Origin of the sequence: Streptomyces sp. NPDC058401 (assembly GCF_042722885.1) — a bacterium.
Classification (GTDB): domain Bacteria; phylum Actinomycetota; class Actinomycetes; order Streptomycetales; family Streptomycetaceae; genus Streptomyces.
Genome location: NZ_JBHXKA010000019.1, coordinates 1 through 24,567, shown reverse-complemented (window position 1 = coordinate 24,567; position 24,567 = coordinate 1). Strand labels below are relative to the sequence as shown.

Sequence of the window (24,567 nt, the reverse complement as noted above, 5' to 3'; positions counted from 1 at the left end):
TGGATCCCCCCAGGTACCAGGGTGCCTCCGAACCGGGGGTCTGCGCCTCGGGCGGGCCGGGGGCCGGGGGCCGGGGCCGACGGGGCCCGGGCCTCAGGCGAGCGGGTGTCCGGCCCGCTCCGCGGCCCGCCGGGCCATGGCCGCGAGGCGGCTCTCCGGATCCGCCGGGCCCGCCGTCCGGTGGGTGGCGAGCTGCCGGCGCTTGCGCAGCTCCACGATCCCGTCGGTGAGGAGCGTGAGAAGTTCCAGCGTCAGGGTCGCTGAGGTGCGGTGCGGGTCGGTCTCGGACATGGCGGGCGTCCTTCCGGCGTTGGCGGCGTCGGAAAGGGCGGCCGCCGGAGTGCTCCGGCGACCGCCCCTGATCCGTTTCCGGCAGTGTCCTTCAGTGAACCCGGTGCCGCGCTAGAGCGGCGGCCGTCCGGCCCGGTTGTCCCCCGGGCGGGTGGGGAGCCTTCCCCCGGAGGGTGAGCGGCGGCTCATCGGGAGACCCCCACCCTCCTTGTGGTGTAAGTCAGTTGACCTGGGGGAGAGTGGCGGCGATGCCGGCCGCCAAGGTGTACGGGTTACCGCTCGGCCGTGCCGGATGGCGGGTGGTGAGCTTGGCCCAGTCGGCCTCGAAGGCGTGCCAGTCGACCGCCCTCGGTGCGGCGCGCCGCACCAGCGCCTCCTCCAGCGAGGCGAAGTAGGAGGACCAGCGCCGGGCGTACAACTCGCTGATCAGGCCGCTCCATTCACGGTTCGCGTAGTCGTGCAGGAAGCCGCCCTCGCTGGTGCTCTGCCGTCCCCACACGCTGAGGATCGAGCGGGCGTCGTACTCGTACCGGTCCTGCTCGGCCCGGTCCGCGCCGTGCGAGCGGGCCGCCGAAAGCCAGTTGCCGAGCAGGAAGTTCGGATCGGAGCCGACGAGCGCGTCCAACTGCCGCTCCCAGTGCGCCCAGTCGGCGGTCAGCTCGCGGAACAGGGCGAGGTCCTGGGCCTCGTAGGCCGCCTTGATCTCGGGCAGCAGTACCCGCGAGTGGTTGGCGAGGGCCTGCCGGGCGGTGTCCACCAGGTCGAAGCGGTAGGCGCTGGAGCCGCGCAGCCGGGGGTCCACCTTGAGCAGGTGGTCCAGGGCCCGGCGCACCGAACCCGCCGGATACCGCATCGCCTTGGGGCTCCAGTAGGCCGACCCCACGGCCGTCAGGCTCGGCCGGGCGGTGAACAGGCTGTCCTGGGACTCCGACCACAGCCCCGAGGAGGTGCTGTACGGGCCCTTGCGCAGCTCCTCCCAGGCCGCGGCGGCCTGGGCGTCCGGGGCCCCGTACCGGCGGGCCGAGAAGTCCGCGAACCACTTCCGCTGGTCGACGGGGCCGGGCTCCCAGGCCAGGTCGGTGAAGAGGTCGAAGGCCGCCGGGTTGGTCCCGGTGGCCTCGGGCAGGTAGGCGATGCCGGTCAGCGCACTGTCGGGCTTCGTGCGCCAGGACTGGAACCGGTCGATCCACACCGAGGTGTTGGCGCCGACCGTCGTGTGCCCGCCGAAGTTGTAGATCGAGCCGATGGCGTACGAGGTTCCGCCCCAACGGGTCTCGCGGTCCAGCCGGTTGTAGCGGTCGGACAGCCCGTCCAGGATCAGCAGCTTCGAGGTGTCCACCCCGGCCAGCAGCTCCTTGGTGGGATCGTCCTGCCAGCCCAGCACCGCCCACAGTGCGCCCGGATGCGCCGCCCACAGGGCCTGCTGCACCGCCCCGGCGGCGGCCTTCACGTCCACCGATCCGGTCTGGCCGCCCTCGTGGAGCGGGCTCATCCGGTACATCGTGCTGTCCCCGAACACCGCGCGCTGCTCCGCGTAGTACGCGGCGGCCAGCCGGGCGAAGGGCGGCGACATCGGGTCCAGCCAGTCGGGCCGTTCGAAGCCCGCCCAGTCGCCCTGCGGAACCGTCACCGCGCCCGGGTTGTGCCCGGCGAAGGCCGGCGGCACCGTCCCGAAGTAGCCCGGCAGCACCGGGGTCATGCCGAGGCCGCGCAGCTGTTCGGTGATCTTGCCGCCCAACTCGGCGCGCCCGCGCATCAGTTCCTCGGACACCGGGCCGCCGAAGCCGCTCAGGTTCTGCAGCAGCCACCAGCTCTGGTGACCGGGGCCGGGGATCCACTCCCGCAGCTCTGCGGCGGAGTAGCCGAACCGCTGGAGCGCCCGGTAGTACGGGTACTCGGCGCCGACCTGAACGAACACCTCGTTGATGCCGTGCAGCGCGAGCAGGTCGATCTGCCGCTGGTGCTCCTCGAAGGTGCGGTACGGGCCGGAGTACCCGTCGTCGGTGTCGTTCAGCGCGTACCGGTGCGCCACCTGCGCGCTGCGGGTGACCGGGGAGGGCACCGCCGGCAGCTCGGCCGGCAGCAGGCCGATGCTGTCGCCGGGCCAGCCGATGTCGGCTCCGGCGACGTGCTGGAGGTACCAGCCGACCCCGGTGAGCAGGGTGGCTCCGGTGGAGCCCCGGACGGTGATCGCCCCGGCCGTGCCGGACACGGTGAAGGTGTCGGGCCCGGCTCCCGCGTCGGGCACCAGCGTGAACTGCCCGGCATGGCGGGGCAGCAGCCGCTGCAGGGAGGCCCGCGCGGGGGCGGCGTCGAAGACCCGCGGCCGGGCCGGGGGAGCCGCCGCGGGGGAGTGGGCGGGGGGCTGGGCGGCGGGTTGGGCGGAGGGCTGGGCGGCGAGCCCCGTCGCTCCGCCGGTGGAGGTCGCTCCGGGGGCCGCCGCGGCGACGGTCAGGGTGAGCAGGGCCGCGGGGAGCGCGGCCAGGGTGACCCGGCGGCGCGCCCGCCGGGCGGCGGCCCGGCCGCGTCGTGGGAGGGGGACCGGCATGCGCGTCGTCCTTGCTTCTGTCGGCTCCGCCGGCTCAGGCGCTGCGGCCGGCTCGCTCGGCTCGGTGGGTGGGTGCTTCCTCGTCTGGTGCCTCGTCGGCTTCCCCATGGGGCGGGCCGTCAGACCGGCAGGGCCCACGCCTGGTCGACCTGGTGGTCGCCGCAGGGCGTCAGCCGCAGCCGCTCGGCGGGGGTGCCCGGTTCGACGGGGGTGGCCGCGGGGGCGGGCGCCGTCAGGCAGAGCCCGCTCGCCTCCTCGACCAGGGCCCCGTCGCGGCGCGGGGTCCAGCTCCGGCCCGGCTCGCGGCGCCGCCGGTCGCCCGAGCAGTCGGCCAGCTCCACGAGGCCCTCCTCGCCTGCCGACAGGCATGCACCGGCCAGCCGCAGGGCGCCGTCCCGGCCGAGGGTCCAGCGCTGGTCGGGTGCTCCCGTACAGGCGGCCATGACAACGGCGCCGACGCCGGTGGTGTTCGCCCCGTCGGCGCAGGCGGCGCTCGTGCCGGAGCCCCGGCCGGCGATCTGCCCGGTGGGCACGGCCTCGGCGCAGCCGGTGCGCGGGGTGAGCCGCCAGACGCCGGTGTCGTGCGCGGCCAGCGTTCCGGTCAACGTGTCGGACAGCTCACGGCTTTCACCGGTCCACAGGTTCTTCGCCTCGACGGTGCAGGAGTCCAGCCCGAGCTCGTCGAGCGGTACGCGGATGTCGCGGGCGGCGCCGGACCGGTTGAGCACGGCGACCGCACGGTCCCCGTTCGCCAGCGGCCGCACCAGGATGTCGAAGGTGGCGTTCGAGGAGACCACCGCGCCCTGACGGCCCATCGGGTCCTGGTCCAGGGCGATCAGATCGGTGTTGCCGAGGGCGGCGAGCCCGTCCGCGGAGAGCTCGGAGACCTGCGAGGACAGGATGAACGGCGCGGCCATCATGGCCCACAGGCCGACCTGGCTGCGGCTCTCCGCCGCGGTGAGTCCGGGGGCGCCCGCGATCAGGAAGTCGGGGTCGTTCCAGTTGCCGGGGCCGGCGTACCGGCCGAGCCAGCGGTTGTAGCCGTAGTTGCCCATGACCGAGCTCCACCGCGAGGTGTCCGGGGCGGTCGGCTTGTAGACCTTGATGTCCCGGCCCTCGCGCCACAGCTGGCCGGTCTCGCCGACCCAGTCGATCACCTTGTGCCAGTCGGATCCGCCCCATTCGCCCTGCTGGAAGTAGGCGGGCGCCGAGGCGGACAGCGCCATGTCCCGGCCGCTGCCGCGCAGCGCCCTGGCCACGGAGTTGTACGCGTCCCGGTAGGCCTGCTCCTTGGTCTTGCCCTCGGGCACCCAGAGGTTGCAGCCGTCCATCTTGACGTAGTCCACCTTCCAGGAGGCGAACTGCCGGGCGTCGCGGGCGTAGTGGTCGGGGCCGCCGCCCTCGGGGGAGCCGCTGCCGGGGTAGCGCTCGCAGGTGAGGTAGCCGGCGTCCTGGTAGATGCCGAACTTCAGCTTCCTCGCGTGCAGGTACGCGCCGAGCCAGGCCATCCCGTGCGGGAACTTCTCCGTGTCCACGACCAGACTGCCGTCCGCGTCACGGCTCTTGGTCATCCAGCAGTCGTCGATGGTGACGGTGTCGTAGCCCTTGGCGGCCAGGCCGGTGGCCACGAGCGCGTCCGCGTTCGCCACGACCTTGGCCTCGTCGATGTCGCACATGTAGTGCGCCCAGTTGTTCCAGCCCATGGGCGGGGTGAGCGCGAGCGGGGTGTCCGAGGTCGCGGTGGGCTCGGCCGCCGCCGGGGCGGGGCAGAGCGCGAGGGCGAGCAGGGCGGCCGCGGTCAGACAGGGGAGCGACGCACGCAGGCGAGGCGGCACGGAGTCTCCTTGACGTGGGGGCTGTCGAGGGCTCAGTGCAGCGGTGTGACTACCCGCTGTCAACATAAGTCGGGGGTTATTGATCAATGACCAGCAATATGGGTGTAGTCGCACCGTGCGAAGGGGTGGATGCGCCGTACGGTACGGCGGATGTGACGCCGGCTGTTACGACGGATGTGACAGTGGATGTGGCAGTGGATGTGACGCTGGCTGATACGGTGTATCTCATGCCGAGAAGATCAGCCGCCCTGGACCGCGCCACACCCGAGACGATCGCCGCCGCCGCCCTGCGGATCCTCGACGAGCGGGGCCCCGCCGCGCTCAGCTTCCGCGCGCTCGCCGAGCAGCTCGACGTCTCGCACGCCACCGTCCAGCGCCGGTGCACCGACCTCGCCGGCCTGCTCGACCTCTGCACCGAACACCTCGCCGCCCAGCTCCCCGAGATCCCGGCCGCGGTGGGCTGGGCCGAAGCCACCGAGCAGCGGTTCACCGCCCTGTACCGGCTGCTCTCGGCGCACCCCGGGCTCATGATCCTGCGCGGCGGCCGCCCCTGGCTCGGCCGGCAGCTGCTCGCCCGGCTCGTGGAACCAGCACTCGCCGACAGCGTGGCCGCCGGGATGACCCCCGCCGAGGCGATGACCGCGTACCGCCGGATGTACCTGCTGACCCTGGGCAGCGCGGCCTTCGTCGACCACCGGGACCCGGCCGCCGCCACCGCCGCCTCGCGCGGGGCACTGGCCGCCCTGGACCCCGCCGAGTTCCCCGTGCTCTCGGGCGGGCTGGCCGACGTACTGCCCGCCCTGACCGACCACGAGGTGTACTACGGCGCCCTGCGCCAGCTGATCGAGGCGAACCGCCCCGCCGGAGCCTGAGCCCGCAGGGTTCCCAGCGGGCTCACCGAGAGTTTCGAACGACGACGACAGGAGTACGGGTCCATGGAACAGCAGCTCGACACGGTGGCCCTTGACGCAGTGCCCCTTGACGCGGTGCCCCTTGACTACGGCGCCGTGCGCGCCGCCGCCGACCGGATCGCCGGGGCCGTGCGGCCCGTCACGGTGATACCGGCGGGCGACGGGATCTCGTACGCCCTGGAGTACCTCCAGCACACCGGCTCCTTCAAGGCGCGCGGCGCCCGCAACTTCCTCGCCGCCCACCGCGCGGCCGGCACCCTCCCCGACGTCGGGGTCACCATCGCCTCCGGCGGCAACGCCGGGCTGGCCTGCGCCTGGGCGGCCCGCGCCGAGGGAGTGCCCGCCACCGTGTTCCTGCCGGCCACGGCCCCGCGCGTGAAGGTGGAGCGGCTGCGCGGCTACGGGGCCGACGTACGGCTCGTCGGCGACCGGTACGCCGAAGCGCTCGCCGCCTGCCGGGAGTTCGCCGCCGGGAGCGGGGCGCTCAGCAGCCACGCGTACGACCACCCGCTCATCGCCGCCGGCGCCGGAACCCTGCTCGACGAGATCCGCACCGCCCTGCCCGGCCTGGACACGGTCGTCGTCGCGGTCGGCGGAGGCGGGCTGTTCGCGGGCATCGCGACCGCCGCCCGGGAACACGGGGTACGGGTCGTCGCGGTCGAGCCGGAGAACTGCCGGGCCCTGAACGCGGCCCTCGAAGCCGGCCGGCCGGTGGACGTCCCGGTGGACTCGGTGGCCTCCGACTCCCTCGGAGCCACCCGGGTGTCCGCGGACGCGCTGGCGGCGGTCCAGGCGGCGAACGCCACATCGGTCCTGGTCCCCGACGCGGCGATCACCGCCGCCCGGCGCGCGCTCTGGGACGAGCACCGCATCGTGGTCGAAGCCGGCGCGGCCACCGCCCTGGCGGCCGTACGCACCGCGCCCGGACCGCTCGGCGAGCGGGTGGCCGTGGTGCTCTGCGGAGCCAACACCGACCCGGCCGACCTGGGCGCGGCGCCGTCCTGACCGGCCGGCCCGCGGCCGGCCCGCGACGCGGGCGGAACCGGCACTGAGAGGGCGTCCCTCAGACTGCGCCCCTCAGACTGCGCCCCTCAGGCGGATCCGCTCAGGCGGAGCCGTCCTCGCGGACCACGACGACCGTACTGGCCGCGTACTGCACCACCTGCTGGCTCACCGAGCCCAGCAGTGCGCCCTTGATGCCGCCGTAGCCGCGGGTGCCGACGACCGTCAGCGCCGCTTCCTTCGAGGCCTCCACCAGCACCTGCGCGGGCGAGCCCTGCTCCACCCGGCGGAAGACCGGAACGCCCGGCGAGGTGCCGACCGACTCCGCGACGGTGTCGGCGAGCTTCTGCCGGGCCGCGTCCTCGGCGTGGACCAGCTCGGTCTGCTCGGCCGGGCTGATGCCGAAGGGGTTGGTGTTCCACTCCCAGCTCATCACGGCGTGCACGCGGCCGCCGATGGCCTTCGCCTGGGCCACGGCCCAGCGCAGGGCCTGCTTCGAGTGGTTCGAACCGTCCACGCCGACGACGATCAGAGGCTCGGTGTTCTGGCTCACGGTGGTTCCTCACGTTTCGTCCGAATGATCGTTCTCATCCCTGTATACACGCCGCACCCGGTCCGACCTCGAACGACGATCGTTGCGCGGACCCGAGACTTTGGAGAACAGCAGGGGACACCCCTGCTTGCGAGAGTCGGGGGGACGAGCCGGTAAGCAGGCAGAGGAACGCAGGGGAACGAGGAGTTCGACGTGGCGCAACGCAAGGGATGTCTGATCGGCTGTGCGGTGGCCGGGGTGCTGGGGATCGGACTGCTCGTGGCGCTGCTGTTCGGGGTGGGCAAGGTCATCGACGTGGCCGGCAAGACCCTCGTCGACCAGAAGGTGTACGAGGCCGTCAGCGTCGGCGACTCCGAGACCGACGTCCGCGCCAAGCTGCCGTCCGGCGACACCTTCGTCACCTCGGCCCTCAAGGAGGGCGGCCCCGCCGTGCCCGCCGGCAGCCAGTGCTCCTGGTACCTGTCCGACTCCGGGAACGGCGACACGGTGCTGCGCTTCTGCTACAAGGACGGCAAGCTCGCCGAGAAGGCCGACTACCGCGTGAAGTAGGGCCTTCGGCCCCTGCCCGCCGGGCCCCGCCCCGCCGGAGGGTGGAGGCATGCAGACCAACTCGGCCGGTTCCACCCCCGCCAGGCCCGTCCTGGCCGCGGTGGACGGCTCGGAACACAGCCTGAGGACCCTGGACTGGGCCCTCGACACCGCCCGCACGCGCGGAGCCGAGCTCCACGTGGCCCACGTACGGCCGGACGCCCCGCGGGTCCACGCCGCCGGGGAGGCCCTCGTACCGCCGCCCGCCTGGGACACCGATCCGGTGCTGGGGGCGGCACGGGACCGGCTGGCCGGGCGCGAGGACCTGCCGCCCGTCACCTACGTCTCCCGCGACGGCACCCCCTCCGCCACCCTGACCGAACTCGCGGCGGGAGCCCAGCTCCTGGTCATGGGCTCGCGCGGACTCGGCGGCTTCGCCAGCCTGCTGCTCGGCTCCAACAGCCGGGTGTGCGCGGCCCAGTCGCCCTGCCCCGTCGTGGTCGTCCCGCACAGCGCGCGCCTCGTCACGCAGGACCCCGCGGCGCCGGCCCCCGGCGGCGAACGCCGGATCGTCCTGGGCCTGGCACCCGACGAAACCGCCGAGGACGTCATCGACTTCGCCTTCGCGGAGGCCCGCCGCCGGGACGCCGTCCTCCAGGTCGTCTCCACGCACCTGGTCCCGCTGTCCTCGCTCACCCTGGTCGGCTCCCTCGTCGCGGAGCGCGGCGGCGGCTACCCGCCGGGCACCACGGGCGCCGAGGCCACGGAGACGGCCCGGGAACTCGCCGAGGACCAGCGCACCCGGCTCCAGCCGTACCTCACCAGGCACTACCCCGACGTCACCGTCGAAGCGGTGGTCGCCCCCGGCGACCCGGCCGGCCGCCTGGTCACCGCCTCCCAACGGGCCGACCTCATCGTGGTGGGCCGCCACCGCCGCCGCCTGCGCGCCAACTCCCTCCTGATGGGCTCGGTCTCCAACGCGGTCCTCCTGCACGCCCTGTGCCCGGTGGCGGTGGTTCCCGTACGGGGGTAGCGCCTCAGCGCCCGTCGATCGCGCTACGGGTGTCCGCGATCAGGGGCGCGAGCCGGGCGGCGCTGCCGGCCGGCAGCCGGGCGGTCTCGGCGTCGATCCAGTCGAGGACGTCCGCACGTCGGTCGGCCTCGCACTGCGAGAGGTGGAACAGCAGGTGCCGCCAGGCGCGGGCCGTGCGCTTCGGGTTGGTCCCCCGGCGGCGTGCCTCGGTGAACGAGGCACGGGCGAGGGCGTCCCAGCCCGCGCGCGGAACGACGCCGAACTCGCGGATCAGCGGCGCGAGATTGCCGGCGGTGAGGATCCGCACCTGCTCGACCATCGCGGGATCCTTCGCCAAAGCCGGGGAGGGCCCCGGCCGTTCAGGCCGGCGGCCGGGGTGCCGGCGGCCGGGCCGCAAGAGGCCCGCGCGCTCGGCGCACAGCCGCTCGAAGCCCGCGCGGTCGTCCGTCCGGGCCAGTTCCCGCAGCGCCACGAAGTCGATGCCGTAGTAGCGGGCGTACGGAGTCCCGCGCAGCAGCTCCGCGCTGACGCGGGCGGCGGGGAGCACGCTCGCGGCCACGGACCCGGTGTACGTGTCGGCGTAGGGCTCCAGGACGAAGGAGGCGCGGAGCCCGGCCCGGCCGGCGAGCGCGGCCAGCTTCGCGAGGAACAGGGGTGTCGGGTCGGCCCCGGGGAAGGACTCCAGGCCGAACACGGCGAGCCGGCGCAGCGCGGCGCGCGCGGATTCCCGTACCTCGGCCGCGTCTTCTGGGTCTTCTGCGCCTTCGGCGTCCGCGACGTGCGCCAACTCCGCCGGTCCGTCGGCTGCGTGCCGACGAAGTCCCCGGGTGGGATCCCCGCCGAGGAGCGGCCCCGCCAGGGCTGCCAGGTCCTCCGCGGAGGTGGCGGCGCCCCGCCGGACGAGCTCGGCCGCGGGGGCGCGCAGGGCGGTGGTGACCAGGGTGCGCACGGACTCGGGCATCACGGTCCCGGCGGGCAGGCCGGTCTCCCGGGCTTCCTCGGCGGTGACCGGGGCGACGGGCGAGTCCACGTCGCAGAGTCCCGCATCCGGGTCGAACAGGGCCAGGCGGCGGCTCACCAGCGCGGCCAGTTCGTGGTGCGCGGCCCGGTCCGCGCGGCGGGCCTGATCCTCGCGCAGTCGGGTGTGCTCGGCGGAACCGGGCGCTCCGCGCGCGCTCACCATCGACGCCGTGGCGCGGCGGGCCAACCGGGCGAGCCCGGGCGGAAGTTCGCGACCCGAGACCCGCTCCACCAGGGCCCGGCGCAGTATCGCCGCGTTGGACCGCGGGTCGCGGTGCCGGCCGGTCAGAGGGTGCGCCGCCGCGAGGGCCTCGTACCTGTCGAGCAGGGCGGAGCCCTCCGCGCGGGTGCCGTCCGTGCCGCGCAGCCAGTACACGAGCAGCTCGTCCTCGAAGGGGCGCCACACGGTCAGCGCCTCGTGCTCCGCGGCGAGGGCGGGCTGCGCACGTCGCCGGGCGAGCAGCCGTGCCACCTCACCGGCGGTGCGGACCTGGGTCGCGTGCGGGATCGTGTTCTCGGTCATCGTCGGCGTGGCAGGTCCTGCCCCTGCGCCCTCCGGCTGTGCAGGCCGGTGCTCTGGCTGCTGAGCTACACGCCGTGACGGGGAACCTACCCGGCCGGGGGCGCCGCCGCCACGGAGTTGCCGGAGCACCCGCGCCCCGGACCGGCGAGCCCCGGACCGGCTGTCGCCGGGTCCGGGGCTTTGGGGACGGGTCGGGGGCCGAGCGGCCCGGGCGGGTCAGTCGGGGAGGCGTTCGCCCGTGGTGGGGTGGAAGAGGTGGAGGGCTTCCTGGCGGGGGATGACGCGGATGGTCTTGCCGCGCAGGCCCTCCTCGCGGCCGTACGTCCGGACGGTCAGCGGCTGGGTCTCGCCTTCGCCCAGGTCGAGGTTGCCGTACGCGAAGCCGTCCGAGCCGAGTTCCTCCACCGAGTAGAAGGTGACGGGCAGGCCCTTGTCGCTGTGTGCGGCGTGGAAGTCGAGGTGCTCCGGGCGGATGCCCAGGGTCACGGTGCCGCCGCCGGCGGCCTCGCGGGCCGCGCGGCCGATCTTGACCGTGGAGCCGCCGAAGCGGATGCCGTCCTCGCACAGCGGCAGGGTCAGCAGGTTCATGGCGGGGGAGCCGATGAACCCGGCCACGAACTTGTTCGCGGGCCGGTCGTACATGGTGCGCGGGGAGTCGCACTGCTGGAGGAGGCCGTCGGCGAGGACCGCGACGCGGTCGCCCATCGTCATGGCCTCGACCTGGTCGTGGGTGACGTAGACGGTGGTGGTGCCCAGGCGGCGCTGGAGGTTCGCGATCTCGGCGCGGGTCTGGACGCGGAGCTTGGCGTCCAGGTTGGAGAGCGGCTCGTCCATCAGGAAGGCCTGCGGTTCGCGGACGATCGCGCGGCCCATGGCCACGCGCTGGCGCTGGCCGCCGGAGAGGGCCTTGGGCTTGCGGTCGAGGTACTCGGTGAGGTCGAGGATCTTCGCCGCCTCCTCGACCTTCTTGCGGATGGTCTCCTTGTCCACCTTGGCGATCTTCAGGGCGAAGCCCATGTTCTGAGCGACCGTCATGTGGGGGTAGAGCGCGTAGTTCTGGAACACCATCGAGATGTCCCGGTCCTTGGGCGGCAGGTGCGTGACGTCGCGGCCGCCGATGGAGATCGAGCCGGACGTGACCTCCTCCAGGCCGGCCAGCATCCGCAGGGTGGTGGACTTGCCGCAGCCCGAGGGGCCGACGAGGACGAGGAACTCGCCGTCGGCGATGTCGAGGTCCAGCGATTCGACCGTGGGGCGGTCGGCGCCCGGGTAGGTGAGGCTCGTCTGGTGGAACGTGATCCCAGCCATGGCTGTCAATCCCTCTTTCACCGGCGGTACGTGCCGGACGATCCGTGTGGGTGGGGTCGGCAGGGGTGGCAGAGCTGTATTGCGGTACGCGGGGTAAACCGCATTAGTGCCAGTTTTGGTTAACCGGTGATAAGAAGTCAACCTTCCTCGGTTGATCGCCTTCGTTATCGAATCGATATCGCGCCAAAGAGTGTCGGGACTAAAGCGCATCAGTGCAGGTCAGGGTGGGTATTAGGGAGTGACTTTCGGACGGGTCGACCCCCTGGTGTCGTAATTCAGGACGTACGGGTACCTGTCTCTAGGGACTTTGGTCATATTGACGGAATCTTGATTTCGGGTGAGTTTGGGCCCAGTGATCCGGCGACGAGGCCGGAACTCCCCCTGAAGGCGGCGACGATGACCCGTAAGAACGTGACCCGTATAGCCATCACCACGCTCGTGGCCGGCACTTTCTTCGCGACCTCCGCGTGTGGAATGAGCGGTGGCGCCGGAGACGTGAAGGAGGGGGAGAAGACCGGCAAGGTGGCCGGTCAGATCACGTTCCGCACGCTCCAGCTGAAGCCCATGTTCACGTCGTACGTCCAGGGGGTCATCGACGCCTTCGAGAAGCAGTATCCGGACGCGAAGGTCAAATGGGAGGACGTGCCGGGCGACGGCTACAACGAGAAGATCGTCGCCGACGCCCAGGCCGGGGCCCTCCCCGACGTGGTCAACCTCTCGACCGACTCCTTCCAGCTCCTCGGCGACCGCGGCATGCTGGCGGACGTGGCGAAGCTCGACCCCGAGGTCGCCAAGGACTACGTCCCCGGCGCCTGGGAGCAGTTCAAGCTGCCGGGCAAGGGCGACAGCGTGTTCGCGTACCCCTGGTACGTGACCCCGGAGATCCTCACCTACAACAAGGACCTCTTCGAGAAGGCCGGTCTCGACCCGGCCAAGCCCCCGACCACCGTCGAGCAGTTCTTCGACTACGCCGAGCAGATCGCCGCCAAGTCCGAGGGCAAGTACTCCGCCTTCATGGCCGACCCCAAGGGCCGGCTGCCCGGGGACTGGCAGAAGATGGGCGTCCCGATCCTGAACGAGAAGCAGGACCGGTTCACCTTCGACACCGACAAGGCCGTCGCGTGGGTCGAGCGGATGAAGGACCTGTACGCCAAGGGCGCCATGCCCAAGGAGTCCCTGCTCAAGCAGGACGACATCAACCAGCTCTACGGCGGCGGCAAGATCGTGTTCGGCCCCGGCTCCCCGGGCTTCGTCAAGGACATCAAGCAGAACGCCCCGCAGATCTACGCGAACACGCAGGTCGCGAACGCCGTCACCGGGCAGCTCGGCCACATCGGCATCTACGCCCAGTCGCTCGGCATCAAGAAGGACACCAAGCACATGGACGCGGCGACCGAGTTCGCCAAGTGGCTCACCAACGGCCCCAACCAGGTGGAGTTCTCGAGGCACGCCACCATCTACCCCTCCAACGCCGTCGGCCTCGCCGACCCCTTCTTCGCCGACAAGGGCGACGGCAAGGACGCGGAGACCCTGGCCCGCGCCGTCGGCGCCGAACAGCTGAAGACCGCCGGACTCGACGCCAACACCCCCGTCCAGTGGACCAACCAGGTCGGCGACGCGGTCGTGCGCGAGATGCAGAAGGCCATCAAGGGCGAGCAGGACGCCAAGACGGCGGTGAAGAAGGCGCAGGAGGAGGCGAACAAGCTGCTCGCCAAGACGGCCCAGCAGTGACGGCGGCGGCGGAGAAAGGAGAGGGAGACGCCATGAGCCCATCCTCAGGACCGGAACTGCGGGAGAAGGCCGACCCGCCCCGGGACGCGCCCGACCCGGCCCCCACCCCCGACAAGGTGCAGGTCCCGTCGCAGACCGGAGGCCCGGCGGCGGCAGGGGGCTCCGGAGCCAATGCTCCACGGAGCAGGGCCACGGCCAAGCAGGCCAAGCAGGCCAAGAAGGCCATGGAGGCCGAGACCGGGCTGCGCCACCGCAAGTGGTGGACCCCGTACCTCTTCCTCGCCCCGGGCCTGATCATGGTGACGATGTTCAGCCTCTGGCCGTTCGTCAACACCGTGATCCTCTCCTTCACCGATGCGCAGATCCTGCGCGGCGGCGGGTTCGTCGGCTTCGACAACTACACCCGCGCCTTCGCCGATCCCGACTTCTGGGTCGCCACCGGCAACAGCGTCCTGTACCTCGTGGTCGTCGTCCCGTGCCTGGTGTTCCTGCCGCTGGCCCTCGCGGTCCTCGTGCAGAGAGAGGTCCCCGGCATCGGCTTCTTCCGCTCGGCGTTCTACACCCCGGTGATCGCCTCGGCCGTGGTCGTCGGGCTCATCTGGCAGTGGGTGCTGCGCAGCGACGGCCTGGTCAACACGCTGTTCCAGAAGCTGAGCATCATCTCCGAGCCGATCCCGTTCCTCACGGACAGCACCATGCTGCTGGTCTCCGCGATGATCGTGACCGTGTGGAAGGGCCTCGGCTACTACATGGTCTTCTACCTCGCGGCCCTCGGAAACGTCTCCACCTCGCTCTACGAGGCCGCCGCGCTCGACGGCGCGGGCCCGGTCCGCCGCTTCTTCAGCATCACCGTCCCCCAGGTGAAGCCGATGATGCTGCTGGTCGGCACCCTCTCCGCGATCTCCGCGCTCCGCGTCTTCACCGAGATCTACATCCTCGGCGGCGAGAGCGGCGGTCCCGGCGGCGGCGCCCGCACCCTGCCCTTCCTCATCCGGCAGGTCGGCCTCGGCTTCTCCGGCGAGACCGGTTACGCGGCCGCCATCTCCATCCTGTTGTTCCTCCTGACGCTGGTCTTCAGCCTCCTGGGCCGCCGTCTCTCGAAGGGAGACGAAAGTTGAGCACCCTCGCTTCCCTCGGCAACAAGGCGGGCAAGCGCGTCGGAGCCGACGCGCGGCGCTACTGGATCGGCCTCGCCGGCCGGTACGCCACGTTCACCCTGATGCTCGTGATCATGCTCGGACCGATCGTCTGGCAGTTCCTGACCTCGATCCGCGGCCGCACCGAGAACGTGTACGACGGGGTGCTGCCCTCGCAGCCCACCCTCGACAACTACTTCCGGGTCGCCGAGTCGTTCCCGCTCTTCCAGTACGTCGGCAACACCCTGACGGTGGCGGTCCTCGCCATCACCTCGAACATGCTGTTCGCGGCCATGGGCGGCTACGCCCTCTCCAGGGCCGCCTGGAAGGGCCGCAAGATCGTCTTCACCGTGCTGGTGGCGACGCTGATGTTCCCCTTCGAGTCCGTGATGATCTCGATGTTCCTCACGGTCCGCGAGATGGGCCTGGTCGACACCCTCATCGGCGTCTGGCTGCCCGGCGCGGTCTCCGTCCTCAACATCATGATCATGCGCTCGGCCTTCCTCTCCGTCCCCAAGGAGGTCGAGGAGGCCGCGGTCCTGGACGGCGCGAACGAATGGACCCGTTTCACCCGGGTCTTCCTCCCCGCCGCCAAGGGAGCCCTGGCCGTCGTCTGCATCACCAGCTTCATGGGCGCCTGGGACGACTTCCTCTGGCCCCTGCTGGTGCTGACCAACAGCGACAACTACACCCTCCAGCTCGGCCTGAAGACCCTGGCCGGCGCCACCACCGTCAGCGACCAGAGGATCATCGCCGCCGGCGCGATGGCCGCGCTGCTCCCGATGATGCTGCTCTTCTTCGCCCTCCAGCGCTTCTTCTTCAAGGGCGTCGGCGAGGGAGCCATCAAGACCTGACCGGGCCCGGTCGGGCCCCGGCGGCCCGACCCCGGCCCGCCCTCGGCCCGACCCCCGCCCGTCCTACCCCCCCGCCCCACCGCAGGATCGCAGTCCACCCCCACCCTGGAGCAGCCGTCATGCACGACGACCGCAGCATCACCGAACACCGCCTCCGCCGTGTCCTCAAGGAGCGCATCAAGCCCGCCGTCCACTCCCGCCCGGTCCCGCTGACCGTGGAGCGCTGGGAGGCCCCCGGGGAGCCCGTCCCCGTGGCCGAGGGCCTGGCGGCCCCCTACGAACCCTGCGCCATCGGCGACCTGTGGGGCCCGGCCTGGGGCACCACCTGGTTCAAGGTCACCGGTACCGTCCCCGCCGACTGGGCCGGCCGCACGGTGGAAGCCGTGCTCGACCTCGGCTTCGACCGGATGATGCCCGGTTTCCAGTGCGAGGGCCTGGTCCACCGCGCCGACGGCGGGGAGGTCAAGGCGCTCAACCCGTACAACGACTGGGTGCGCGTCGCCGACCGCGCGGACGGCGGCGAGCGCATCGAGTGGTACGTCGAGGGAGCCTCCAACCCGATCCTCGTCGACCACTCCGTCACCTACGAGGGCGACAAGCAGACCAGCGGCGACCAGCCCCTCTACCGGCTCGCCCGGATGGACCTCGCCGTCTTCGAGACCGAGGTCTGGGAGCTCGTACAGGACCTCGAAGTCCTCTACGACCTGATGACGCAGCTCGACGAACGCGACGCCCGGCGCTACGAGATCCTGCGCGCCATCGACTCCGCCCTCGACGCGGTGGACCTCTGCGACGTCCCCGGCACCGCGGCCGCCGCCCGCGCCCGGCTCGTCGTCGTCCTGGCCGCCCCCGCGAGCGCCTCCGCACACCGGATCAGCGCGATCGGCCACGCCCACATCGACTCCGCGTGGCTGTGGCCGCTGCGCGAGACGGTGCGCAAGGTCTCGCGGACCACGTCCAACATGCTGGGGCTGATGGAGGAGCACCCCGAGTTCGTCTTCGCCATGTCCCAGGCGCAGCAGCTCGCCTGGATCAAGACCTACCGGCCCGAGCTCTTCGAGCGGGTCAAGAAGAAGATCGCCGACGGGCAGTTCGTGCCGGTCGGCGGCATGTGGGTCGAGTCCGACACCAACATGGTCGGCGGCGAGGCCATGGCCCGCCAGTTCCTGTACGGCAAGAAGTTCTTCATGGACGAGTTCGGCATCGAGACCCACAACGTCTGGCTGCCCGACTCCTTCGGCTACACCGCCGCCATGCCGCAAATCGTCAAGCTCTCCGGCTCGAAGTGGTTCCTCACCCAGAAGATCTCCTGGTCGCAGGTCAACAAGTTCCCCCACCACACCTTCTGGTGGGAGGGCATCGACGGCACCCGCGTCTTCACCCACTTCCCGCCCGTCGACACCTACAACTCCGACCTCGGCGGCGCCCAAATGGCGCACGCGGCCCGCAACTACCAGGAGAAGGGCCGGGGTTCGCGCTCCCTCGCCCCCTTCGGCTGGGGCGACGGCGGCGGCGGCCCGACCCGCGAACAGCTCGGCCGCGCCAAGCGGCAGCGGGACCTCGAAGGCTCCCCGCGCGTGGAGATCGAGCGCCCCGACGCCTTCTTCGAGAAGGCGCACGCCGAGTACGAGGACGCACCCGTCTGGGCCGGCGAGCTCTACCTCGAACTGCACCGCGGCACCTACACCTCGCAGGCCAAGACCAAGCAGGGCAACCGGCACAGCGAATCACTGCTGCGCGAGGCCGAGTTGTGGGCCTCCACGGCCGCGGTGAAGGTCCCCGGGTACGCGTACCCGTACGAGGACCTGGAGCGGATCTGGAAGACCGTGCTGCTCCACCAGTTCCACGACATCCTCCCCGGCTCCTCCATCGCCTGGGTGCACCGCGAGGCCCGCGAGACGTACGCCACCGTGCGCGAAGAGCTGACGGCCATCACCGTGGCCGCGCAGACCGCCCTCGCCGGCGAGGGCGAGGAAGAGCTCGTCTTCAACTGCGCCCCGCACGCCCGGCGCGGCGTCCCGGCCGGCGGGGCGGGCCTGCCGGCCGGGGCGGAGCAGCCCGTCACGCTGGAGGAGCGGCACGGCGGCGGACACGTCCTCGCCAACGGGCGGCTCCTCGTGGAGATCGACGGCCGCGGGCTGATCGTGTCCGCGTACGACCTGGCGGCCGGCCGGGAATCGGTCGCACCGGGGGCCGCCGCGAACCTGCTCCAGATCCACCCCGACTTCCCGAACATGTGGGACGCGTGGGACATCGACGAGTTCTACCGCAACAAGGTCACCGACCTGGTGGAGGTGGACGCCCTGGAGGTCACGGAGGCCGGGCCCGCCTCGGTCACCGTACGGGTGAGCCGCTCCTTCGGTCTCTCCCGCGTCGCCCAGACGATCACCCTCCGGGCCGGGGCCAAGACGGTGGACATCGTCACGGACGTGGACTGGCACGAGACGGAGAAGTTCCTCAAGGCGGCCTTCCCGCTGGACGTCAAGGCCGAACGGTCCGCCTCCGAAACCCAGTTCGGGCACGTCTACCGGGCCACCCACACCAACACCTCTTGGGAGGCGGCAAAGTTCGAGATCTGCGCGCACCGCTGGATCCACGCGGAGGAGCCGGGCTGGGGGGTCGCGGTCCTCAACGACTCCACCTACGGCCACGACGTGACCCGCGACATGCGGCCCGACGGCGGCCAGACCACCACCGTCCGCCTCTCCCTCCTGCGGGCCCCGCGCTACCCCGACCCGGAGACCGACCAGGGCGCCCACACCCTGCGCTTCTCGCTGGCCCCCGGCGTGGCCGTCGGCGACGCGGTCCGCGAGGGCCACGCCCTGAACCTGCCGGAGCGCGTGCTCCGCGGCGCGGGCCCGGTCGCCCCGCTCGTCGCGGTCGACGCGGACGCGGTGGTGGTCGAATCGGTGAAACTCGCCGAGGACCGCAGCGGCGACGTGATCGTCCGCCTCTACGAATCCCGCGGCGGCCGCGCGCGGGCCACCCTGGCGGCGGGCTTCCCGTGGTCGGCGGCGATCGAGAGCGACCTCCTGGAACGCCCCCTGGAAGGCACCGCGGTCGGCGCCCCCACCCCGGACGGCACGGTCCCCCTGACCCTGCGCCCGTTCCAGATCGTCACGCTCCGCCTCCACCGCTCCTGACCACCACCCCACCCGCGGGGCACCCCGGACACCGGGGCGCCCCGCGGTGCGAGCCACCCGTGCCGTATGTTCTGCGTGCCCGCCCCCGTCGGCGGGTTTCCGCATGTCAGCGCACCCGTGGGGGGTCCCTCGTCATGTCCGCCGGTACCGCAAGACTGTCACCGCTCGGCGCACCGCCGCCGCGCTCGCTGCTCCGCTCGCCGAAGGGACTGGCGACGGCGCTGACCGTGCTGCTCGGCCTGTGCGCCGCGACCCGGCTGCTCGCGGCGGCCGCAGGCGTCAATCGGTACCGGATGCGGGACAGCCTCGCGCTGAGCACGGGGCTCGGGCATCCGGGGACGCTGCTCTCGATCTCGATGAGCCTGGTCATGATGGCCATGCTCCCCACGGCGGTGGTCTTCATCGTCTGGTTCCACCGGGTCCGGGTCAACGCCGGCGTGTACGCGCGGGGCGCCCTCCGGGGCGGCGCCGGCTGGGCGATCGGGGTCTGGTTCGTCCCGGTCGTGGGCTGGACCGTCCTGCCCTGCCTGATCGCCCTGAAGGTGTGGGCCGCCAGCGCGGCGAGGCTGCCCGGCAAGGCCGCGCGGACCTCACCCGCTCCCGTCTTCGCCTGGGCCGCAGCGTTCGCCGCGGCGATGCTGGCCGCCGGCGGTGCGAGCTGGTTCGCCGGCGCAGCCGCGACCCAGGACGCGGCGGACGCCGCCCTGCTGGTCAACGCGGCCTCGGACCTGGTCTACGCCGTTGCGGCGGTGTTCGCCGTCCTCTTCGTACGCCGCCTGTCGGCGCTGCAGTCGGCCGGCTGAGCGGAGCCCGGGCCGCCGGGCGCGCGACCTCGCGGAGGGCGCCCCGGCGGTACCGGCCTCAGGCCTTGAAGGCGCCCAGCGCGCTGCCCCGCAGCCACTCGTCCCAGCCCAGGTTCCAGTCGCCGTAGCCGTTGCCGAAGCGGTCCATGGGCTTGCCGGTGGTGCCGGTCACCTCGATGACGTCGCCGATGCGGGAGCGTTCGTACAGCCACTTCGCGTCGGCGACGGACATGCCGATGCAGCCGTGGCTGACGTTGGCCTTGCCGAAGGACTCCGCGTTGTCGGGCGCCGCGTGGACGTACTCGCCGCTGACCGTCTCGCGCATGCTCCACTCGTAGCGGCCGTAGAACCCGTCGGGGCTGTTGCGGGGGATGCCGATGGTGCGGGAGTCCATCAGCACCGTGCCGTCCTTGCTGAGGATCGTCTTGACGCCCTCGCGGGTCTTGAACCGGTCCTCGCCCCCGCTGACCGGAAGGGTCCGCAGCGGCGTGCCGTCCTTGACCAGGGTGAGCGTGTGCGCGGCGAGGTCCACCTTGCTGACCATCGCGGGGCCCACCTTGAAGGCCAGCTTCCGGTCCCCGGCGGCGGCGGTGCGGGCGTCCAGCTTCACCCCCGCGAGCCTGGCGTCGAGGGTCACCTCGGTACCCGCGGGCCAGTACTCCCGCGGCCGGAAGTGGAGGTACGTGTCCCCCTTGGCCTCTGCCCAGTGCCAGGCGCCGACGACCCCGGTGGAGGTCTTGATCTCCACCCGGCCCTCGATGCCGGCCCGGAGTGCCGGGTCCACCTTCTGGCCCTTGAAGACCAGCGAGACGGGCTGGCCGATGCCGACCGTCGTGCCGTCGGCGGGAGCGATCGACGGGCGCACCTGACGGGCCGGGTTCCGCAGGAGCTGGGCCTGGGGCGCGGGGGAGCGGGTCGGGCCGGGGGTGGGGGCGAGCGTGGGGGCGAGGGCGGTCCCCGGCGCGTCCGCGGGGGCCGCGGAGTCCACGGCATGTGCGGTGTCCATGGTGTCCGTGGTGTCCACCGTGCCCGCCGCGGCCTTGCGGCCGATCCGGTCGGTGTCGGACTCGGCGACGCCGCAGCCGGCGAGGATCACCGTCGTCGCGGCGGCGGCCAGGGCGGCACGGAGCGCCGGGGCGCCACGGCGCACGGGGGTGGGGTCGGGGGAGGCGGGCATCCCCCCATCCTTTGCGATCACCCCGCCCGTGAACTGCGCCACAGGTCCCGCCGGAGCGGGCCCCAGGTCCCGGGAATACCGGGATCTCCGGGCCGCGGGGTTCCGCACTCGGTTATGCACCTAGTTGCACAATAAGCGCTCGCTCAGCTAGAACAGGACCATCACCCCCGCGCGAGGAGGCGCCTCCATGAGTTCCCAGAGCCGGTACCCGCACCTGCTGAGCCCCCTGGACCTCGGCTTCACCACCCTGCCGAACCGCGTGATCATGGGATCCATGCACACCGGCCTCGAAGAGCACGAGCGGGGCTTCGAGCGCCTCGCCGCCTTCTACGCCGAGCGCGCCCGCGGCGGCGCCGGCCTCATCGTCACCGGCGGCATAGCCCCGAACGACGCAGGCCGCCCCTTCGAAGGGGGCGCCCGCCTCACCACCGAGGAGGAGGCCGCCGAGCACCGGGTGGTCACCGACGCGGTGCACGCCGAGGGCGGGAAGATCGCGATGCAGATCCTCCACTTCGGCCGCTACGCCTACCACAAGGACCTGGTCGCCCCCAGCGCCCTCCAGGCCCCCATCAGCCCCTTCGTCCCGAACGCGCTCACCGACGCCGAAGTCGAGCGCACCATCGAGGACTTCGTCCGCGCGGCGCGCCTCGCCAAGCTGGCCGGGTACGACGGCGTCGAGATCATGGGCTCCGAGGGCTACCTGGTCAACGAGTTCATCGCCGCCGCCACCAACAAGCGCACCGACCGCTGGGGCGGCGCCTACGAGAACCGCGTGCGCTTCCCGCTGGAGATCGTCCGGCGCACCCGCGCGGCCGTCGGCGAGGAGTTCATCCTCGTCTACCGCCTCTCGATGCTCGACCTCGTCCCCGGCGGCTCCACCCTCGACGAGGTCGTCCACCTCGCCAAGGAGATCGAGGCGGCCGGCGCCACCATCATCAACACCGGCATCGGCTGGCACGAGGCCCGCATCCCCACCATCGCCACCTCCGTCCCGCGCGGCGCCTACACCTGGGTCACCAAGCGGCTGATGGGCGCGGTCTCCGTCCCCCTCGTCACCAGCAACCGCATCAACACCCCTGAAATCGCCGAGGAGTTGCTCGCCGACGGCCGCGCCGACCTGGTCTCGCTCGCCCGCCCCTTCCTCGCCGACGCCGATTTCGTCGCCAAGGCCGCCGCCGGCCGCTCCGAGACCATCAACACCTGCATCGGCTGCAACCAGGCCTGCCTGGACCACACCTTCAGCGGCAAGCTCACCACCTGCCTGGTCAACCCGCGCGCCTGCAACGAGACCGAACTCATCCTGTCCCCCACGCAGTTGAAGAAGCGCGTCGCCGTCGTCGGAGCCGGCCCGGCCGGCCTGGCCTGCGCCGTCTCCGCGGCCGGCCGCGGCCACGCCGTCACCCTCTACGAAGCCTCCGGCCACATCGGCGGCCAGCTCGACATCGCCCGCCGCATCCCCGGCAAGGAGGAGTTCGAGGAGACCATCCGCTACTACGGCACCCAACTCGCCGAGCACGCGGTCGAGGTCAAGCTGAACACCCGCGCCGACGTCGACACCCTGCGCGGCTACGACGAGGTCGTCGTCGCCACCGGAGTCACCCCCCGCATCCCCGACATCGAGGGCGTCGACGGCCCGGGCGTCGTCAGCTACCTCGACGTCCTGCGCGACGGCGCCCCCGTCGGGCAGCGCGTCGCCGTCCTCGGCGCCGGCGGAATCGGCTTCGACGTCGCGGAGTTCCTCACCGACAGCGGCGAAGGCGCCTCCCAGGACCCCGAGGTCTACTTCCGCCACTGGGGCGTGGACACCGCCTACACCGGCCCCGGCGGCCTCACCGCCCCCGAGCGCCCCGCCCCGCCGCGCCAGGTCCACCTGCTCCAGCGCAAGACCACCAAGGTCGGCGCCGGGCTCGGCACCACCACCGGCTGGATCCACCGGGCGGAGCTCAAGCACCGCGGTGTCGTCTCCGTCGCGGGGGCCTCGTACGACCGGATCGACGGCGAGGGCCTGCACATCACGGTGGACGGCGAGCAGCGCCTCGTACCCGCCGACACGGTGGTCCTGTGCACCGGCCAGGAACCGCGCCGAGACCTGTACGAGGCCCTGCGCGCGGCCGGCATCGAGGCACACCTGATCGGCGGCGCCGACGTGGCCGCCGAACTGGACGCCAAGCGCGCCATCCGCCAGGGCACGGAACTCGCCGCCGCGCTCTGACCCCCCCCTCCGACGCAGGGGAGTTGTGGCGGCCTCGCCCGGGCCGCCACAATCACCCGGTGACGACGCTGACACCGGCAGACGCGGACAAGATCCTCCACGACAACTTCGCCCCCTGGGTGCTCGCCCTCGGACTCACCGTCCAGGAGACGGGCGAACGGCACGCCGTCCTGCGGCTGCCCTGGTCCGACACCCTCGCCCGGGACGGCGGGGGCCTCAGCGGCCAGGCCCTGATGGCCGCCGCGGACACCGCCACCGTGATCGCGATCTCCGCCGCCCGCGGCGCCTACGGCCCGATGACCACGGTCCAGCAGTCCACCAGCTTCCAGCGCCCGGTGGTCGGCGCCGACGTCCTGATCGACGTGCGGATCACCAAACTCGGCAAGCGCATGGCCTTCGCCGACATCACCATGACCCCCGAAGGCACCACCGACCCGGCCGCAAAGGCCTCCACCGTCTACGCCCTGCTGGGCTGACAACCCCTGCGGGCCGGACCATGCCGCATTCGGCCATCGCGCCGTAATACCGCCAATCCCTGGCAATCCGGCCACCCCGCCCCCGGCCTCCCGCTACACAGGAAGCCGGGGGCCGTCGTCCGCTGCCCCGGTTCTGACAGGGGGGTGGGCACTTGCTGACGATGAACGTGGGCCAGGGCATCGCCGGCTTCCTCGGCCAGCTCGTCAGCGGTGTCTCCCAGGCGGGCCAGTGACCCCGGTCGGCCCCCTCCGTGCCCGGCTCGGGCGCCGCCGTCCGGTACGGCGCTCCGGGCGGCGGAAGAACCAGGGCATGGAGCCGGTGCTCCTGGCCGCCTTCGCGGCCACGGTCGTGCTCAGCCTGGTGGCCACGGCACTGCGTTGGCTGGCAGGGCATCCCTGGGTCGTGGTCTTCGCCGTCCTGACAGCAGCCGGGGTGGGCGCGGCCTGGATCCGGAGTCGCAGAGAAGCAGCGCGCCGGGAGCAGGTGCGCGCGCAGGGCCTGCGGTACGCGGTGGAGCAGCTGGACCACCTGCACCACAGGCAGTTCGAGTTCGCGGTGCGCGATCTCATGCACCGGGACGGATGCGCGGACGCGCGGCAGGTCGGCGGCCGGGGCGACAACGGCGCGGACGTGAAGGCTACGGATCCGTACGGACGGCGCTGGGTGATCCAGTGCAAGCACCGGAAGGCGGGCTGGTCCGGGAAGCCCGTCGGCACCCCCGATCTCCACGTCCTCAACGGCACCGGCCGTCAGGTCCACAACGGCGATGTCCTGGTCATGCTGACCAACGGACGGATCACCAGCAATGCCGTGGACTTCGCCAAGGACCAGCGCCTGCACCTGGTGGACCGCAGGGTGCTCGCCGAGTGGGCCGCAGGCTCTCGCCCCCTGTGGGAGCTGCTGCGCGCGGTACCTCCGCCTCCGCGCCGGTCATCCTTTCCCTAGGGGGTGTCCTGCAGCCTGTGCGCGCGATGTGCGTGCCCGGCATTGTCAGTGGGCGGTTCTACCTTGGGAAGCTGCGGCCGAGCGGGCCGTCGTCGTGCACCTCCCCGACTCGTCAAGGGATGGACCACCCGTGGCTCACGTCAAAGGGCACTACCGCAAGGACGGCACCTACGTCCGGCCGCACACACGGCGGACCCGGCCCAAGTCGGCTCCTACGATCCCCTCGCAGCGCGGCACGTCACGTCCTGACCTCCCGCAGGACGTGACGCCGAGCACCGGTGTCCGGGCGCACTACCGGGCGGACGGCACCTACGTGCGGAGCCATCGCCGGCGGATCGGGGCGCCGGAGGCCGCAGCCGCCGCGGGCGGGGGTGGGCTCCTGCTCCTGCTCCTGCTCCTGGCAGTCCTCAGCAGCGGAGGCGGCGGCACACCCCAGACCTCGACCCCGTCGGCCCCCGCCACCACCACGAGCACACCGTCCGGGTCACCCCACTAGGGCCTGTCGTCAAATTCCCGCCTGCCCCCGCGACGCCCGGC

20 protein-coding genes and 1 tRNA gene are annotated in these 24,567 nt (G+C 72.3%); 13 read left to right on the top strand and 8 right to left on the bottom strand.

The window, feature by feature from the left end; genetic code table 11:
• Window positions 1–93 precede the first annotated feature (93 nt).
• From ACFWNV_RS09895 to ACFWNV_RS09885, 3 genes are all read right to left on the bottom strand, one after another.
• On the bottom strand, window positions 94–291 hold the full coding sequence (locus ACFWNV_RS09895) for a hypothetical protein (RefSeq protein WP_383943245.1): 198 nt from the start codon (window positions 289–291) through the stop codon (window positions 94–96).
• Between the two features lie 220 nt (window positions 292–511).
• A complete protein-coding gene (locus ACFWNV_RS09890) occupies window positions 512–2,839 on the bottom strand; it encodes an alpha-N-acetylglucosaminidase (RefSeq protein WP_383943242.1) in 2,328 nt (775 codons plus the stop codon).
• Between the two features lie 119 nt (window positions 2,840–2,958).
• Window positions 2,959–4,674, bottom strand: coding sequence for a ricin-type beta-trefoil lectin domain protein (locus ACFWNV_RS09885; RefSeq protein ID WP_383943239.1), 1,716 nt, complete (start codon window positions 4,672–4,674; stop codon window positions 2,959–2,961).
• Between the two features lie 227 nt (window positions 4,675–4,901).
• Here ACFWNV_RS09885 and ACFWNV_RS09880 point away from each other — a divergent pair, with 227 nt between their 5' ends.
• Both ACFWNV_RS09880 and ACFWNV_RS09875 read left to right on the top strand, forming a co-directional pair.
• Complete coding sequence (locus ACFWNV_RS09880; RefSeq protein WP_383943236.1) at window positions 4,902–5,546, top strand: TetR/AcrR family transcriptional regulator; 645 nt, start codon at window positions 4,902–4,904, stop codon at window positions 5,544–5,546.
• A gap of 63 nt (window positions 5,547–5,609) precedes the next feature.
• Window positions 5,610–6,590 (top strand): serine/threonine dehydratase, encoded by a 981-nt coding sequence (locus tag ACFWNV_RS09875; RefSeq protein WP_383943233.1) that lies wholly within the window; start codon window positions 5,610–5,612, stop codon window positions 6,588–6,590.
• Window positions 6,591–6,690: 100 nt separating this feature from the next.
• Here the strand turns inward: ACFWNV_RS09875 and ACFWNV_RS09870 are convergent, their stop codons facing one another.
• A complete protein-coding gene (locus tag ACFWNV_RS09870) occupies window positions 6,691–7,140 on the bottom strand; it encodes a universal stress protein (protein WP_383943230.1) in 450 nt (149 codons plus the stop codon).
• Between the two features lie 192 nt (window positions 7,141–7,332).
• On the opposite strand from ACFWNV_RS09870, the gene ACFWNV_RS09865 reads away from it, so the two are divergent.
• Window positions 7,333–7,689, top strand: coding sequence for a hypothetical protein (locus ACFWNV_RS09865; protein WP_383943227.1), 357 nt, complete (start codon window positions 7,333–7,335; stop codon window positions 7,687–7,689).
• Window positions 7,690–7,738: 49 nt separating this feature from the next.
• Complete coding sequence (locus tag ACFWNV_RS09860) at window positions 7,739–8,701, top strand: universal stress protein (RefSeq protein ID WP_383943225.1); 963 nt, start codon at window positions 7,739–7,741, stop codon at window positions 8,699–8,701.
• A 4-nt stretch (window positions 8,702–8,705) separates the two neighbouring features.
• On the opposite strand, the gene ACFWNV_RS09855 is transcribed toward ACFWNV_RS09860, so the two are convergent.
• From ACFWNV_RS09855 to ACFWNV_RS09845, 3 genes are all read right to left on the bottom strand, one after another.
• A complete protein-coding gene (locus ACFWNV_RS09855) occupies window positions 8,706–10,244 on the bottom strand; it encodes a hypothetical protein (RefSeq protein ID WP_383943222.1) in 1,539 nt (512 codons plus the stop codon).
• A 2-nt stretch (window positions 10,245–10,246) separates the two neighbouring features.
• Window positions 10,247–10,319 (bottom strand) — tRNA-Cys (locus ACFWNV_RS09850).
• Window positions 10,320–10,460: 141 nt separating this feature from the next.
• Complete coding sequence (locus ACFWNV_RS09845; RefSeq protein WP_383943219.1) at window positions 10,461–11,552, bottom strand: ABC transporter ATP-binding protein; 1,092 nt, start codon at window positions 11,550–11,552, stop codon at window positions 10,461–10,463.
• A 396-nt stretch (window positions 11,553–11,948) separates the two neighbouring features.
• On the opposite strand from ACFWNV_RS09845, the gene ACFWNV_RS09840 reads away from it, so the two are divergent.
• The 5 genes from ACFWNV_RS09840 (at window position 11,949) to ACFWNV_RS09820 (ending at window position 19,219) form a co-directional block, all read left to right on the top strand.
• Window positions 11,949–13,283, top strand: coding sequence for an ABC transporter substrate-binding protein (locus ACFWNV_RS09840; protein ID WP_383943217.1), 1,335 nt, complete (start codon window positions 11,949–11,951; stop codon window positions 13,281–13,283).
• Window positions 13,284–13,507: 224 nt separating this feature from the next.
• Complete coding sequence (locus ACFWNV_RS09835) at window positions 13,508–14,401, top strand: carbohydrate ABC transporter permease (protein ID WP_383943403.1); 894 nt, start codon at window positions 13,508–13,510, stop codon at window positions 14,399–14,401.
• Window positions 14,398–15,273: a carbohydrate ABC transporter permease gene (locus ACFWNV_RS09830; protein ID WP_383943214.1), complete on the top strand. Its 876-nt coding sequence runs from the start codon at window positions 14,398–14,400 to the stop codon at window positions 15,271–15,273. The genes ACFWNV_RS09835 and ACFWNV_RS09830 overlap by 4 nt, the downstream gene beginning before the upstream one ends.
• A 119-nt stretch (window positions 15,274–15,392) precedes the next feature.
• On the top strand, window positions 15,393–18,416 hold the full coding sequence (locus ACFWNV_RS09825) for an alpha-mannosidase (protein ID WP_383943211.1): 3,024 nt from the start codon (window positions 15,393–15,395) through the stop codon (window positions 18,414–18,416).
• 134 nt (window positions 18,417–18,550) lie between these two features.
• On the top strand, window positions 18,551–19,219 hold the full coding sequence (locus ACFWNV_RS09820; RefSeq protein WP_383943208.1) for a DUF4328 domain-containing protein: 669 nt from the start codon (window positions 18,551–18,553) through the stop codon (window positions 19,217–19,219).
• 58 nt (window positions 19,220–19,277) lie between these two features.
• On the opposite strand, the gene ACFWNV_RS09815 is transcribed toward ACFWNV_RS09820, so the two are convergent.
• Window positions 19,278–20,396: a L,D-transpeptidase gene (locus ACFWNV_RS09815; protein ID WP_383943205.1), complete on the bottom strand. Its 1,119-nt coding sequence runs from the start codon at window positions 20,394–20,396 to the stop codon at window positions 19,278–19,280.
• A 187-nt stretch (window positions 20,397–20,583) separates the two neighbouring features.
• On the opposite strand from ACFWNV_RS09815, the gene ACFWNV_RS09810 reads away from it, so the two are divergent.
• The 4 genes from ACFWNV_RS09810 (at window position 20,584) to ACFWNV_RS09795 (ending at window position 24,526) form a co-directional block, all read left to right on the top strand.
• Complete coding sequence (locus ACFWNV_RS09810) at window positions 20,584–22,608, top strand: FAD-dependent oxidoreductase (protein ID WP_383943202.1); 2,025 nt, start codon at window positions 20,584–20,586, stop codon at window positions 22,606–22,608.
• Window positions 22,609–22,667: 59 nt separating this feature from the next.
• A complete protein-coding gene (locus ACFWNV_RS09805; RefSeq protein ID WP_383943200.1) occupies window positions 22,668–23,084 on the top strand; it encodes a PaaI family thioesterase in 417 nt (138 codons plus the stop codon).
• Window positions 23,085–23,394: 310 nt separating this feature from the next.
• Window positions 23,395–24,030, top strand: coding sequence for a restriction endonuclease (locus tag ACFWNV_RS09800; RefSeq protein ID WP_383943197.1), 636 nt, complete (start codon window positions 23,395–23,397; stop codon window positions 24,028–24,030).
• A gap of 130 nt (window positions 24,031–24,160) precedes the next feature.
• Complete coding sequence (locus ACFWNV_RS09795) at window positions 24,161–24,526, top strand: hypothetical protein (RefSeq protein WP_383943194.1); 366 nt, start codon at window positions 24,161–24,163, stop codon at window positions 24,524–24,526.
• Window positions 24,527–24,567: the final 41 nt, after the last annotated feature.

Excerpts from the sequence above, each read along its gene's own strand:
- ACFWNV_RS09895 (WP_383943245.1), bottom strand. The coding sequence starts at position 291 with ATGTCCGAGACCGACCCGCACCGCACCTCAGCGACCCTGACGCTGGAA.
- ACFWNV_RS09890 (WP_383943242.1), bottom strand. The coding sequence starts at position 2,839 with ATGCCGGTCCCCCTCCCACGACGCGGCCGGGCCGCCGCCCGGCGGGCG.
- ACFWNV_RS09880 (WP_383943236.1), top strand. The coding sequence starts at position 4,902 with ATGCCGAGAAGATCAGCCGCCCTGGACCGCGCCACACCCGAGACGATC.
- ACFWNV_RS09875 (WP_383943233.1), top strand. The coding sequence starts at position 5,610 with ATGGAACAGCAGCTCGACACGGTGGCCCTTGACGCAGTGCCCCTTGAC.
- ACFWNV_RS09860 (WP_383943225.1), top strand. The coding sequence starts at position 7,739 with ATGCAGACCAACTCGGCCGGTTCCACCCCCGCCAGGCCCGTCCTGGCC.
- ACFWNV_RS09855 (WP_383943222.1), bottom strand. The coding sequence starts at position 10,244 with ATGACCGAGAACACGATCCCGCACGCGACCCAGGTCCGCACCGCCGGT.
- ACFWNV_RS09845 (WP_383943219.1), bottom strand. The coding sequence starts at position 11,552 with ATGGCTGGGATCACGTTCCACCAGACGAGCCTCACCTACCCGGGCGCC.
- ACFWNV_RS09840 (WP_383943217.1), top strand. The coding sequence starts at position 11,949 with ATGACCCGTAAGAACGTGACCCGTATAGCCATCACCACGCTCGTGGCC.
- ACFWNV_RS09835 (WP_383943403.1), top strand. The coding sequence starts at position 13,508 with ATGGAGGCCGAGACCGGGCTGCGCCACCGCAAGTGGTGGACCCCGTAC.
- ACFWNV_RS09825 (WP_383943211.1), top strand. The coding sequence starts at position 15,393 with ATGCACGACGACCGCAGCATCACCGAACACCGCCTCCGCCGTGTCCTC.
- ACFWNV_RS09820 (WP_383943208.1), top strand. The coding sequence starts at position 18,551 with ATGTCCGCCGGTACCGCAAGACTGTCACCGCTCGGCGCACCGCCGCCG.
- ACFWNV_RS09815 (WP_383943205.1), bottom strand. The coding sequence starts at position 20,396 with ATGCCCGCCTCCCCCGACCCCACCCCCGTGCGCCGTGGCGCCCCGGCG.
- ACFWNV_RS09810 (WP_383943202.1), top strand. The coding sequence starts at position 20,584 with ATGAGTTCCCAGAGCCGGTACCCGCACCTGCTGAGCCCCCTGGACCTC.
- ACFWNV_RS09800 (WP_383943197.1), top strand. The coding sequence starts at position 23,395 with ATGGAGCCGGTGCTCCTGGCCGCCTTCGCGGCCACGGTCGTGCTCAGC.